General features: G+C 65.6%; 16 protein-coding genes. 8 read left to right on the forward strand and 8 right to left on the reverse strand.

Features of this window, described 5'->3' with window-relative positions; genetic code table 11:
* Window positions 1-22 precede the first annotated feature (22 nt).
* Window positions 23-550 carry a diaminobutyrate acetyltransferase gene (gene ectA / locus ACH46_RS08285; RefSeq protein ID WP_062392485.1) on the reverse strand — a complete coding sequence of 176 codons (528 nt, stop codon included), beginning with the start codon at window positions 548-550 and terminating at the stop codon, window positions 23-25.
* A 106-nt stretch (window positions 551-656) separates the two neighbouring features.
* Window positions 657-1559, reverse strand: a complete 903-nt coding sequence (locus ACH46_RS08290; RefSeq protein ID WP_062392486.1) for a Sir2 family NAD-dependent protein deacetylase — start codon at window positions 1557-1559, stop codon at window positions 657-659.
* 44 nt (window positions 1560-1603) lie between these two features.
* On the opposite strand from ACH46_RS08290, the gene rsmD reads away from it, so the two are divergent.
* From rsmD to mutM, 6 genes are all read left to right on the forward strand, one after another.
* Window positions 1604-2149: a 16S rRNA (guanine(966)-N(2))-methyltransferase RsmD gene (rsmD, locus tag ACH46_RS08295; protein ID WP_062392487.1), complete on the forward strand. Its 546-nt coding sequence runs from the start codon at window positions 1604-1606 to the stop codon at window positions 2147-2149.
* Window positions 2150-2200: 51 nt separating this feature from the next.
* Entirely contained in the window at window positions 2201-2689 is a 489-nt protein-coding gene (gene coaD / locus ACH46_RS08300) for a pantetheine-phosphate adenylyltransferase (protein WP_062392488.1), read from the forward strand.
* 117 nt (window positions 2690-2806) lie between these two features.
* A complete protein-coding gene (locus ACH46_RS08305; RefSeq protein WP_062392489.1) occupies window positions 2807-3595 on the forward strand; it encodes a DivIVA domain-containing protein in 789 nt (262 codons plus the stop codon).
* A 45-nt stretch (window positions 3596-3640) separates the two neighbouring features.
* Window positions 3641-4198, forward strand: coding sequence for a YceD family protein (locus tag ACH46_RS08310; RefSeq protein WP_226995808.1), 558 nt, complete (start codon window positions 3641-3643; stop codon window positions 4196-4198).
* On the forward strand, window positions 4195-4899 hold the full coding sequence (gene rnc / locus ACH46_RS08315; protein WP_062392491.1) for a ribonuclease III: 705 nt from the start codon (window positions 4195-4197) through the stop codon (window positions 4897-4899). The genes ACH46_RS08310 and rnc overlap by 4 nt, the downstream gene beginning before the upstream one ends.
* Before the next feature lie 35 nt (window positions 4900-4934).
* Window positions 4935-5816, forward strand: coding sequence for a bifunctional DNA-formamidopyrimidine glycosylase/DNA-(apurinic or apyrimidinic site) lyase (gene mutM, locus ACH46_RS08320; RefSeq protein WP_062392492.1), 882 nt, complete (start codon window positions 4935-4937; stop codon window positions 5814-5816).
* 195 nt (window positions 5817-6011) lie between these two features.
* Here the strand turns inward: mutM and ACH46_RS08325 are convergent, their stop codons facing one another.
* Both ACH46_RS08325 and ACH46_RS08330 read right to left on the reverse strand, forming a co-directional pair.
* Window positions 6012-7100, reverse strand: a complete 1089-nt coding sequence (locus ACH46_RS08325; protein WP_062392493.1) for a hypothetical protein — start codon at window positions 7098-7100, stop codon at window positions 6012-6014.
* A gap of 295 nt (window positions 7101-7395) precedes the next feature.
* Window positions 7396-8511: a DUF3644 domain-containing protein gene (locus tag ACH46_RS08330; RefSeq protein ID WP_226995809.1), complete on the reverse strand. Its 1116-nt coding sequence runs from the start codon at window positions 8509-8511 to the stop codon at window positions 7396-7398.
* A 139-nt stretch (window positions 8512-8650) separates the two neighbouring features.
* Between ACH46_RS08330 and ACH46_RS08335 the strand changes: the two genes are divergently transcribed.
* Entirely contained in the window at window positions 8651-8833 is a 183-nt protein-coding gene (locus tag ACH46_RS08335; protein WP_062392494.1) for a TetR/AcrR family transcriptional regulator C-terminal ligand-binding domain-containing protein, read from the forward strand.
* A 10-nt stretch (window positions 8834-8843) separates the two neighbouring features.
* Here the strand turns inward: ACH46_RS08335 and ACH46_RS08340 are convergent, their stop codons facing one another.
* The 4 genes from ACH46_RS08340 to ACH46_RS08355 all read right to left on the reverse strand — a co-directional run bounded on the left by ACH46_RS08340 (window position 8844) and on the right by ACH46_RS08355 (window position 11761).
* Complete coding sequence (locus ACH46_RS08340; RefSeq protein ID WP_062392495.1) at window positions 8844-9698, reverse strand: hypothetical protein; 855 nt, start codon at window positions 9696-9698, stop codon at window positions 8844-8846.
* Between the two features lie 376 nt (window positions 9699-10074).
* Entirely contained in the window at window positions 10075-10323 is a 249-nt protein-coding gene (locus ACH46_RS08345) for a hypothetical protein (protein WP_226995810.1), read from the reverse strand.
* A 71-nt stretch (window positions 10324-10394) separates the two neighbouring features.
* Complete coding sequence (locus tag ACH46_RS08350) at window positions 10395-10931, reverse strand: hypothetical protein (RefSeq protein WP_062392496.1); 537 nt, start codon at window positions 10929-10931, stop codon at window positions 10395-10397.
* Window positions 10928-11761: a DNA gyrase subunit A gene (locus ACH46_RS08355; protein ID WP_157851026.1), complete on the reverse strand. Its 834-nt coding sequence runs from the start codon at window positions 11759-11761 to the stop codon at window positions 10928-10930. The genes ACH46_RS08350 and ACH46_RS08355 overlap by 4 nt, the downstream gene beginning before the upstream one ends.
* 169 nt (window positions 11762-11930) lie before the next feature.
* On the opposite strand from ACH46_RS08355, the gene ACH46_RS08360 reads away from it, so the two are divergent.
* Window positions 11931-12536 carry an LGFP repeat-containing protein gene (locus ACH46_RS08360; RefSeq protein WP_062392498.1) on the forward strand — a complete coding sequence of 202 codons (606 nt, stop codon included), beginning with the start codon at window positions 11931-11933 and terminating at the stop codon, window positions 12534-12536.
* The last annotated feature ends 165 nt before the right edge of the window (window positions 12537-12701 follow it).

Here is a 12701-nt window from a genome sequence, read left to right on the forward strand (position 1 = left end):
TTCCTCGTGGGTCCTGCCGGGGTCACTCAGCGGCGGCCGCCGGCGTAAGCAGATACAGATCCTCGGGCTGATGCGAGTCGAGGAACAGATCTGCGCTGAAGAACGGCTCGCGCGTGAAGCGCAGGCCGAGGGCTCGGGCAGCGCCTGCGAACAGTCGCTGTGACGCCTCGTTATCGGGGCTGATCGTGGTGTTGATGGCTACCACGCCGGCGGGCGCGCAGTGCTCGAAGAGCTCGCACAGCATGCGTCGTGCGATCTTCTTGCCGCGCTGCGCATCGTCGACGGCCACCTGCCACACCATGAGGGTGTCGGGGGCTGTCGGCCTGCGGTAACCGGTGACGAAACCGACGACGTCGCCGTCGATCTCCGCCACGATTGACGTCTCGGAAAAATCCTGTGACCAAAGAACATAGGCGTAGGGCGAATTAACGTCCAATACTCGCGAATCACGAGCGATTTCCCAGATTCTTTTTCCATCACGGGCCCGCGGCCGCCGAAAGGCGACCGTATTTCCGGTGTCTGTCTCCGGTGTGTTCTCAATCGGGTTCATGACGTGACCGAGGCTATCGGTCGTTCAAGTGAAAGTCAGGTCCACGGCGACATTGGTCGGTGAAGCTCTAACCTTTGTGCAGTTCAAGCAATGTCTGTGGCATACATCACAGTAACGCAGAACGGCGGGATTTGATGAGGCTCGCGGCTGTGGGCAGGATCACTTCGCAGCGGTGGTCGATCTTGAGTTCGGCGAGCTCGTCGCCGCGAGTTCCCCCGCGATTCACGATGAAGACCGGTTTGTCTGCTGCTGCGGCCCTCCGAGCGAAGCGGAGACCGGACATGACCGTCAATGACGACCCGGCGACCAGGATCGCGTCGGCGTCGTCGACCATCGCGAACGCCCGCTCGACGGTCGCTTTGGGCACGGTCTCACCGAAGTAGACGATGTCGGGTTTGAGGATGCCTCCGCAGTTCGAACAGGGGAGCATCACGAAGTCGCCGATAACCTCCAGTGCGGCGTCGGCGTCGGGTGCCACTTCGATCGCGCCGCGCGAGGCGACGCGGCGGGTGAAGCCGGGGTTGGCGGCCTCGAGCGCCTCGGCGTGGCGGTGCCGTGAGATCACCGCGCCGCAGTCGAGGCAGCGGACGCGGCCGTATGAGCCGTGCAGATCGATCACCGGGTGGGAACCGGCCTTCATGTGGAGCATGTCGACGTTCTGCGTGATGACTCCGGTGACGACGCCCTGCTCCTGCAGCGACACCAGGGCGCGGTGGGCGGCGTTCGGCTGTGCGGCGTCCATGTGTCGCCACCCCAGGTGATTGCGCGCCCAGTAACGGCGACGGCTCTCCGGAGAGGAGAGGAAGGCGTCGATCGTCATCGGGTTCCGCTTCGGTGACCCCGGACTCCGGTAGTCGGGGATGCCCGACGACGTGGAGATGCCTGCGCCGGTCAGTGCCACGACCCGTCGCCCGGCGAGGTGGTCGGCGAGCAGCTCGGCGCGCTGCTGAGGATCCGAGTCGGCGACGGTGGCCGGAGCGGGCGTCCACGCGGCGGTTCGAGTGCGCATGCCGACAACGGTACTGCGCTGCGCTGGTTAAGATGGTCGACGATATGACCAGAATCATCGCCGGCGAATTCCGCGGCCGTCGACTCTCGGTTCCGGCCGACACGACGCGCCCCACCTCCGACCGCGTGCGCGAGGCGGTCTTCTCCATGCTCGGCTCCCGCATGGACCTCTCCGAGGTTCGTGTCCTCGACCTGTATGCGGGTACCGGCGCGCTCGGGATCGAGGCGGTCTCGCGAGGTGCGGCGTCCGCCGTCCTCGTCGAATCGGATCGTCGGGCGGCCGGCGTGCTGCGCGACAACATCGCGGTGTGCGGTGCGGGCGCGCGCGTCCGGATCGTCAACCGCAGCGTCGAATCGTTCGTCGCTGCGCCGTCGTCGGAGTTCGATCTCATCTTCCTGGATCCGCCGTACGAGGTGCCGACGGAGACGGTCGACGCCGTGATCGCCGGCTGCGTCGCCATGCTGTCGAAGGACGGTTGGGTGGTGGTGGAGCGAGGTCGGCGCAGTGACGACATCACCTGGCCCGAGGGGCTCGAGGAGGTCGCGGCCAAGAAATACGGCGACAGCGTCGTGCTCATGGCGAGCCGCTGACTGTGTACCGATGACTCCGCGTACGCCTGGAGCCAAGTAGATTCGGCAGACATGAGTGCTGCTGTCTGTCCCGGTTCGTACGATCCGTTCACCCTCGGTCACCGCTACGTCGTCGAGCGCACCGCCGCGCGCTTCGATCGCGTCGTCGTCGCCGTCGTCGTCAATCCCAACAAGCAGGGGATGTTCAACGTCGACGAGCGGATCGCCTTGATCGAGGAGGACTGCGCGGACATGCCGAACGTCGAGGTGCGCATTTGGACCGGACTCGTCGTCGATCTCCTCACCGAGGAGAACGCCGACACCATGGTGAAGGGTCTGCGCTCGGAGACGGACTTCGCGTACGAACTGCCGATGGCGCAGATGAACCGCGAGCTGACCGGATGCGAGACCTACTTCATGCTCACCGATCCGCGGTTCGCGCACGTGTCGAGCTCCCTGGTGAAGGAGGTCGCCAAGCTCGGCGGCGATGTGACCCCGTATCTCTCGGAGCACATCCACACCGCGCTGCTCGACCGGATCGCCGGAACCCGCGCGATTTAACCTTCTCGACTCCGACACGCCCGCCCTGCCTCCTTAGTCACAGCGGCAACATTCGGCACAATGGCCTCAGAAACATCAATGGCCGCCGAACCGAGGCTGTGCCGGATCGGAGAAACCGTGTACCGCGTATTTGAAGCCCTCGACGAGTTGGTTGCGATCGTCGAAGAGGCACGCACCGTGCCGATGACCGCCGGATGCGTCGTTCCCCGGAGCGACGTGCTGGATCTGCTCGACGAGCTGCGCGACGCGCTGCCCGGCGAGCTCGACGACGCCCAGGACGTGCTCGACGAGCGCGACACCCTCATCTCCAACGCGCGTGAGCAGTCGGATCGCCTCATCACCGGCGCCGAGAACGACTCCGAGTCGATGCTCGCGCACGCCCGCGCCGAGGCCGACCGCATCCTGGCCGAGTCCAAGGCGCGCGCGGACCGGATGATCGACGAGGCCACCGGCAACGCCAACGCGATCGTCGGCGACGCCACCGACGAGGCCCAGCGTCTCGAGCACAGCGCCGCCCGCGAGTACGAGGCGGTCACCGGTCGCGCCCGCGCCGAGGCCGGCCGCGTCGTCGAGGCGGGCAACTCCTCCTACGAGAAGTCCGTCGCCGACGGCATCGCCGAACAGCAGCGACTCGTCTCCGAGTCGGAGGTCGTGGCCGCCGCGAAGTCGGAGGCCGAACGCATCGTCGACGCCGCCCACGCCGAGTCCGACCGCCTGCGCGGCGACTGCGACATCTACGTCGACGACAAGCTCGCCGACTTCGAGGAGATCCTCACCGGAACCCTGCGTTCGGTGAACCGCGGTCGTCAGCAGTTGCGCACCGGTGCCGGCGTGCACGACTACGTCGAGTACCCGCACGGCGTCGACGCCGAGCCGCAGCGCGGCCCCGCCCAGATGGCGGGCTGAACGGCCGGTCGTTGCTCCAGGGCTCGACGAAGTAACATCGTCTGAGTGACTGATTCTGGATTCGTGATCGACGTCCGGTCGGTGCCGCGTCGTGCCGGTTCGCTGACCGAGAAGGCGTGGTCCTTCGACACCCCCGAGCGCATCGGTGCGGAGATGATCGGGATTCCGGCCGGTGGTCGAATCGAGTTCGACCTCCGGCTCGAGTCCGTGTCCGAGGGCGTTCTCGTGACCGGCACCGTCGGCGGCCACGCCGACGGGCAGTGCTCGCGATGCCTCGATCCGCTGGAACAGGACGTGTCGGCGTACCTCACCGAGCTGTTCGTCTACCCGGACAGCGAAACCGACCGCACCGCCGACGAGGACGAAGAGGTGGAGCGGATCGTCGACGAGGAGATCGACCTGGAGCAGGTCGTCATCGACACGATCGCGTCCGACCTCCCGCTGTCGCCCCTGTGCCGTCCCGACTGCCCGGGACTGTGCCCGATCTGCGGGGTCAAGCTGGCCGACGCCGAACCCGATCACGGTCACGACATCATCGATCCGCGGTGGGCGAAGCTCGCCGATCGACTCGAGACCACCGATGGGGAGGCCGAAGGCAAGTGAGTAAGCGTCCGGACCCGAAACTGCTCACTGACGTTCTCGGCATCGAGATCAGCGACGAACTCCTGCAGCTCGCTCTGACGCACCGGTCGTACGCGTACGAGAACGGCGGCCTGCCGACCAACGAGCGTCTCGAGTTCCTCGGCGACGCGGTGCTCGGCGTCGTCGTCACCGAACGCCTCTACGTCGGGTTCCCCGATCGGCCCGAGGGCGAGTTGGCGAAGATCCGTGCGAGCGTCGTCAACATGCATGCTCTGGCCGACGTCGCCCGCGAGCTCGGGGAGGGCGGCCTCGGGGCGCACCTGCACCTGGGTCGCGGCGAGGAGTTGACCGGCGGCCGCGACAAGGCCTCCATCCTGGCCGACGGGCTGGAGTCGGTCTTCGGTGCGATCTTCCTCGACCATGGCATCGAGGTCTCCAAGACCGTCATCATGAACCTCTTCGAGCCGATCATCGAGCGCGCCGGTCGCCTCGGCGCCGGCCTCGACTGGAAGACCTCGCTGCAGGAGCTGTCGGCCGAGAAGAACCTCGGCCAGCCGCAGTACACCATCACCTCCACCGGTCCGGACCACGACAAGGAGTTCACCGCCGTCGCCGTGGTCGGCGGGGAAGACCTCGGTCAGGGCGTCGGCAAGACCAAGAAGGAAGCCGAGCAGCACGCTGCGGAGCTCGCGTGGAAAGCGCTCGACGAGCGCGCCGAGTGACCTGACTCCTCACCCTTCTGCTCTGGAGTCGAATCGTGCCTGAACTCCCCGAAGTGGAGACCATCCGCCGCGGTCTCGCCGTGCATCTGGCCGGTCGGACCGTCCGCGACGTCGAGGTCCTGCATCCGCGTGCTGTCCGACGTCATGTCGGCGGCGGCGTCGACCTCGCCAGTCGATTGCGCGGCAAGCACTTCGACGGCGTCGAACGTCGCGGCAAGTACATGTGGCTGCTCGCCTCCGACCCCGCCGACGAGGTCGCGGCGGTCGTGCATCTGGGCATGAGCGGTCAGATGCTGATCGCGGAGCAGGGGAGCGACGACCCGATCCATCTGCGAATCCGCGCAGTGCTCGACGACGGGCACGAACTCCGCTTCGTCGACCAGCGGACCTTCGGCGGCTGGCTGCTCGACGACCTCGTCGACACCGGTGCCCGCAAGCTCCCCGAGTCGGTGGCGCACATCGCCGCAGACCCGTTCGAGGAGAGCTTCGACCGCGACGCCGTCGTCTCGGCGCTGCGTCGCCGTGACACCGAGATCAAGCGCGCGATCCTCGACCAGACCGTCATCTCCGGCGTCGGCAACATCTACGCCGATGAATCGCTGTGGCGTGCCCAGCTGCACGGCCGACGTCGTACGAAGGGCATTTCGCGTGCCAAGCTCGGCGAACTCGTCGACCACATCACCGACGTGATGGGGGAGGCGATCAAGGTCGGCGGCACGTCGTTCGACGACCTGTACGTGAACGTGAACGGGCAGTCGGGGTACTTCGAGCGCTCGCTGAACGCCTATGGGCGCGAAGCACTTCCGTGTCGGCGCTGCGAGACGCCGATGGTGCGTGAGGCGTTCATGAATCGAAGTTCGTTCTTCTGCCCGACGTGTCAGCGGGTGCCGAGCACCAGAAGGTCGACAGGGAAATAGCAGCACTCCAGCCACCCAAGGTCCGACCCGAGGATGCATCCACACCTCGGCATGGTCAACGTCAGCGAGTACTGGCGAATCGGACACCTCGGCGTCGACTGTCGTGAAGTGGTGGATTACTTCCGCAGTTCATCGTCGCACCCGATTGCACACCATCTCGTCGACCCAAGCCAAGTGTTCTAATTGCCGAGCGCGTCACTCGTGCGCGTCGCACCATGCATCGACTGCCGCGCCCAGCGCCTCGCCGTCTGTCAGACCCAGCTCCCCGGCGATGGCGCTGAAGCGATCAGCTACCACCTGCGGCACCTGGGCCTTGAGTTCGACCTTGCTGGTCTTGACCGGCTTCGGCTTTGTGGTGAAGGCCTCGCGTTCCCTCTCGAACTCCTCGAACAGCTGCTGGTAGTGCTCGTGGCGCGGCTGCATATTGTCACCCTTGCTGAACCACTTGAGTCGCTTGCATCTCCCCTGTTTGGAACTGGCGATGCCGCGCTTGTGAACGTAGTCGTTGCGCATGAAGCCGAGGTCGCGCATCAGCTCGGACGCGATGTCGCGCCCCGCGCAGCCATGGATCCGCGCCAGCCGCGGTCGGTAGTTCAACTCCCACTCGGTGACGAAAGTGACCACCCACTGACTAGCAAACCGGCTCTGGACTACCGTGTCGAACTCACCCTGCTCGATGTACTCCTGCACTGTCGCGACGCCGGGATCAATGGAGGCTCGGAGCTCGGAGAAGGGGACGGTTGTGACCGACTCGGTGTTGGTGCTCTCCAACGTCATCACGTCGACATACAATGATGACTCACCCGATCGCCCGCTATTGATCGCCGTGGCCCGCGTGTCCCACTCGCCATCGATTAGATTCATGACTCCGACGTGAGCCAGGCGTGCCGACACGACGAGCGTCTTGAGGTCGAGCACCATCTCACGCACGACATCGTCGGCGGTCTCAGAATCGGTCACACCAGCGTCCAGTTGTTCCTGCGCGACCTCGATTAGATCGAGCGCGTCCGTCACTGGCCGAAGGCGCACGTCGGTGGGGTCCAGTTCTTCGACGGCATTGATTACGGGTGCGATCACCGCATGCAGGTGTGAGCCCTCTTCGGGTTGAGCGGTACGCCAGTGCTCGAGGACCGGGTCGGTGATCGTTCCGACCATGACGACGGAGGCCTGCGCAGTCGCGAAGTCAACCCGCGCCTTCCTCATTATGTTGATGGCCATCGCGGACGGCGTGACGGCCTGTTTCAGGACGTGCTTCCAGCGATCGACTTCTTCCGATGTGCTCATACGCCAAGCCTAGTGACGAGTTCAGACAAGCTCGATATTCGCGACAGCGGGTACCTTAGCGTCTGCGTAATTCCTGTGCGCATCGGGAAATTTGCGATGTCCCCTCGCCTCGGGCCTCGTTCTCCAATGTCACGGAATATGGCTTGCTACTCCGAGCGATGTTGCCATTGCGGCGCGGCCGCGTGAGGTTCGACACGGCCCGCTCACGGGCCTCCGGTCAACTTTCGTGGCGCTGCCACGATCGCACTCGCATGATGCGTTCACGGTCTCCACCAGAACCCAGGACGGTTTAGGGTCAATCCACGGATAGCGAGTCAGTAGCTTTTCCGCGGGCCACCATGCCCGTAGTCTCCTCGAACCCCTCCGGAGTCGAGCACTTTTTGATGAGGTGGTTCACATACGCCTTGGTGTATCGGTACGACTTCGTCGGCTCGTCGTACACGCAAAAGTCGGGGTTCGTCCTGTCCGGGTTCGGGTCGCCGACGCGCGGGCGGACCCCCTTCCTCTTCCATGCTGCCGTGAAGTGATGGACATTGAACACGAACGGGATGCCAGACTCGACCTCGGCGGCAGCGGGCTTCGGCATCAACCGACCGAGGCCGGACACAGGCCGCTTCTGCTCGCGCACGATGACTTGGCCGCGTCGGCCCATCTCTTCCGCGATAGCCCGTTCTTCCTCGGTCATGTCTTCGTACCGCGTGAACTGCATTGCCACGGCATCCGGGTCCTTCGGTGCCAACTCGACCATCGCGCGCAGCCGGAACTCGTACCGGGAGTCGCCGATCACCTCTTCGTCGAGGCCGGACTCGTAATCGGTGACGAAGCTGCGGAGATCGGCCGGCAGAGTCTTCCGGAACCGTCGCAGTGCCTGCTCGCCCTGTGACGTGAACGTGCCGACGAAGATCGGCAGCCGTAGCCGCAGGGCCAGCGATTGGGTGTCGCCGAACTGGTTAGTCAGCTCCGTCTCGTAGTTGACGAGGAGGGCGTGAGCGTGGCCAGCGAGGTTAAGCATCAGCGCCTCGTCTGCGTGGGCGTGGCGGTGCTCGAGACGGTTCCTCAGCTTGATGAAGAGTGCCAGGTTGGCGCGCACAGGATCGGAGTCGACCGACCATCGCTCCTTCATCGAGCGCTCGAGCTCCCACCGCTTGGGTTCGCCGTCGATCTTGAGCAGACGCTTCTTGAAGTTCGGGTCCCAATAGCGAAAGTCGACGTCATCGCGGACGAACTCTGCGTGCAGCAAGTAGAGCCACGCCAGATGCATGTGGATGACGAATCCCTCAAACGCCCGGGCCTCCGCCGAGTCGTTGTAGAGCCGGACGGCCAGGCATGCCTCCTCGACGCTCGCGTCGAGCGTCGCCTGCCATCGTGGCGGTCGAGCCATGCCAAGGAGATTATCGGCACCGTCCGACAAATGGGATCTCGTCCGAAATAGTGGTCGGAGCGCCTTATGCCGGATCCCTGAGTGCCTCCTGCCATGGACAGATGACGCAGGAGCGCCCGAGGCGCACAGACTCGAGCGGTGTCGAAATTGTGCAGAGCATGGAACTGCCGTGCTGCAACGCGAACAGCTCACTGCTAGGGCCGGACCCGATCCGTCGATGGTCATCGACCTGATCGGCGGCAACCTCTGGTTCCGCACCCTGGTCCGTGACGACGCCGTCGACGATGACTATCTGGCACGGCTGGTCGACAGCGTGGTGGCCGGAGTCGGAGTGACCCCAGGCGGTTCGTGACGTCGGAGCGTCAGGCCTCGCGCTCCAGGCGGTAGTGCAGGCGCAACGCGCGGAACCGACCGACCTTCAGTTCGTGATCGGTGCGGAGGACACCCTCGTCGTCGACGTACACACGGAAGGACTCCCGCAGTGGCGGCTGCGCGGAGTACCACTGATCGCCGAACAGCACCGACACGTAGGCGCCGTCCTCGCCGAACCGTTGAGATCTGGACGTCAGTCGGAGTGCGCCGTCGGCGTCGGCGCTCGGCGTCAAGAAGACGTGGATGTGTCCGAGTTCCAGCGGGAACGCGACGGCGACGTGCGGCTGGTCCTGCCCGGGCAGCATCGCTGACCGGTAGAAGCCGCTGTAGACCGCGGAATCGTCGAGGCGAAGACGCCGCAGCCAGGCCGCGCCTTCACGGCGTCCCGACTCGTCGGTGACGACCCGGACCTCGCTGGACATGCCGCGGCTCACCGACAGGGGTTCGGTCGGCAGGGCCAACTGTTCGACGCGTCGGCCGAACATCGAGGCCACAGCCATCCCGCCGGGTGCGAACAGGGGGTTCCACTGCGACCACACCTCCATCCGCCAGGATCCGGTGTGCTCGTAGAACTCGCGCACCAGCGGATGCAGCGACGCGGCTTGGAAGTCGGGGCCGTCGAGGACCGCCATGTCGTCGAAGAGGCCGGAGATTGGCGCCGTCGGTGCGACCGCTCCACGCGCCTCGTATGCGGTCAGCCAGGCATCGCCGACCTCGTGCTTGCCGTTGTACGGCGCGGTCAGGAAGCCGAAATCAGGAGTGGACAGATCGACGCGCCGTCCGACGACCTGCCACCACCGACGACTCAGCGGATCGAGGGCGTGGAGCGTCGGTCGACGGCTCATCGGGTGGATCCAGAAGTGGGAGTGTGGGGTTCGCGCCGGACGCAAGAGGATGTGTGGACCATGCGAAGACTGTATCGGCGCGTCTCGGTCACGACGTCGGGCAGCACACTCCGGTGATCACTCGTCGCTGCCGAAATACGCGCGAAGGCTCGCGACCTCGTCGACGATCTTGTCGTGTTCGACGGCCACGAGTCGCCGCAGTTGCCTCGCGAGGACGCCCTATTTCGTCTGGTTGGGGTGGCTCGTGTGGACCTGCTCAAGGAAGACGGTCCGGTCGTCGACGTAGAACCAGATTCGCGCTGTGCCTTTGATGGTCGGCTTGTGCTGCCAGCGGTCGTAGGTCTTCCCGCCGCGCTGGATGGTGCCGAGGGGGCTTTCACGGGTCTATGGACGCGTTCAGTCCTCTTGGCGGCCAGGGGCGCTCTACTACGGTGGACGATTCCGGCTCGTCGAGCCATTCCAGATCGACGTTGCCCAAGCCCGCCGCGACCGCACTCGCGGTCTCCTTCCACGCGGTCAGCTCGGTGATCGCCCGGCGCGGCTGGTCTGTTGCAAACGATGCGCGGGCCGCGTCCACCAAGTCCTGGGCGCAGGTATCGCGATCGGTCGGCGAGAGGGCAAGCATCCACGGGAAGCGTTCGGCTGTTATGGAGGCTTGTTCGGGTCGAACTGACATCGCACCATGCAGCAACGGCTTCAGGAGCAGTGCCCGAGCAGACGTACGTGGGAGGCGGTGCGGCGTCCTCGATGGAATTCGTCCCGCGACAGTGAGAGTGTGGCGCGGCATCGGACCGGATTTCCGCGATGTTCGGAGCCGAAGGTGACCCGGTAGTCGAGTTGTTCGCCGGAGTCGGGGACATCCAGTCGAAGCCCGTCCGCGTGCTCCGAGGCAGCGACGGTGATCGTCTCCGGATCCGGGGCGAGTGGGAACCCGGAGGGAAGCGCTTGCGCCACGGCCACGTCGGCGTAAACCGTCGAGGGGGTGTCATCGGAGACCCAGCCGAGCACCAGAGCGACGGGCACCAGTGTCGCCAGGCAGCCCGAGAGAAAGAGCAGGGACTTCTTGCGCGGCCAGCGGTCGGATCGGAACAGCTTCCACCAGGTCATTGGGGCCAGTGCCGCCAGGATGATCACGACGATGATCAGTGTCTGCGCTTCACTGGACTCGGGCGCGATGGTCCCAGAGAGTTCCATCCACTGCGTGTCGATCGGGACGGGCAACGCGGTGGTCACTCGTCGTGGCCGGCGAGGTGTGCACGAAGACTCGCGACCTCGTCGCTGATCTTGTCGCGTTCGACGGCCACGAGCCGCCGCAGTTGCATGGCGAGGACGGCGTCGGCGCCGACTTCCTGGACGCCGAGGAGGTCGATGATCCGCGCTCGCGCGTCGTCGACGGTCGACGACGCGTCGATGACTGCGAGGACCTCTTCTCGGTGTTCCACTGCCGAATCGATCACGGACAGGATCTCCAAGCGATCGATGATCCGCTGACGATCGGAAACGGGTGCTGGCGCAGTGTGAACGGTCGGCACACGAAATGTCTCGTCGTCTATCGGCTCTGTCGACAGTCCGGTGACAGTCAGTGTGCCGCCTCGTTCGGACCTGGCTGCGACGATGAGGCCCGACTCCGCGTCGATCACGACGGTGAGGTGATCCGCCTCGTCGGCGCCGGGAAGGCCGAGTCGCGTCGACCACGCCGGTCGTCCGTCGTGCGAGGTCTCGACGGGCGTGCTCACCGCGACGACCTCGCTGGACATCTGGTGCAGCAATCCGGAGTGGCCCACGAGGTCGGTGGGGCCGAAACCCGTCGACTGCCAGACGGCACGGACGTCGCGGACATCGATCGGCACCATGTCGTCGTTCACGTCACGGCGTATCGCCGTGCGGCCGTCGCTGAGGTACACGAGTACGCCGTCGCGCTCCACGCGCCACCGATCGCCGCCGCCGTGCCAGAAATCCAGGACATCGGTCCCGTCCGGCGTGGTACTGGACAGCCGTCCCATGAGAGGAATCATCGCGGCACCGATATTGCGTCCGACGAGTTCAGGCCAAGAAGCGGTCATGTGGCTCACCTTAAGGTCCGTGACCGCAAACCTGTGCAAGCGATGTCGGTTCGTGATGGCGGGGTGCGACGACGGCCGATAGGGTCGGGCGCAATCGTCCACACGTGTGACGGACATCGCCTTCGGTGCGCTTGATCGCGAGCCGGACAGACGAGGAGAAAGTGAGTACATGAGGAACCTCGCCCGACGGAGAACAGCCAGAATCGTCGCCGGACTGGGAGCGATCGCACTGATCGCGACCGGCTGCGGGGGCGATGACGTGTCGACCACGGCCGCGGAGTCCACCACCTCGGCTGCCGCGACCACAGCGGCGCCCGGCACCATCGAGGTCACGATGAACGGTGTCGCCGACCGCGAGGTGACGATGACCGGGCCCATCGCGGTGCGGTACTCCACCGCGACCGCGGAGGAGAAGAAGATCCTCGGGCTGCCCCTGACCGGGAGCCGCAACGCCGGAACCCGCGACAGCGGCGTCGTCTACCAGCAGTTCCAGGGCGGCGTCATCACCGCGCGGAACGCGAAGGCCGACACGCCCGCATACCTCACATGGGGCAAGATCCGTGAGGCCTGGAACGTCGAGCGCGACGCCGACGGGAAGCCCGTCGTCGTCGGAAGCAACGGCTCGGCGGGGCCGCTCGGTCCCGTGAACAGCGATGTCACGACCACCGGAACGGTGCAGAAGGCGACCTTCGAGCACGGGGAGGTGACCCACGACACCGCGACCGGCGAGGTCACGGTGACGGTGAACGGGAAGCAGGTCCCGGCGGGGCTGTGACAGGCTGTCCCAGCCCAGGGCGGGGGTTTCGACACGCCGCTCGGCTAGGGCCTCGCGTCGGCTCAACCAGCGATGGGGGTCGGGCGACCAGCTGAGTGGGGGCTCAACCAGCGGAAGTGGCAGGACTCAGGACGTGGAAGGATTCCGGCCCGGATAGTGTTCGGA

Source organism: Gordonia phthalatica, assembly GCF_001305675.1.
In the GTDB taxonomy this organism is placed as follows: Bacteria; Actinomycetota; Actinomycetes; order Mycobacteriales; family Mycobacteriaceae; genus Gordonia; species Gordonia phthalatica.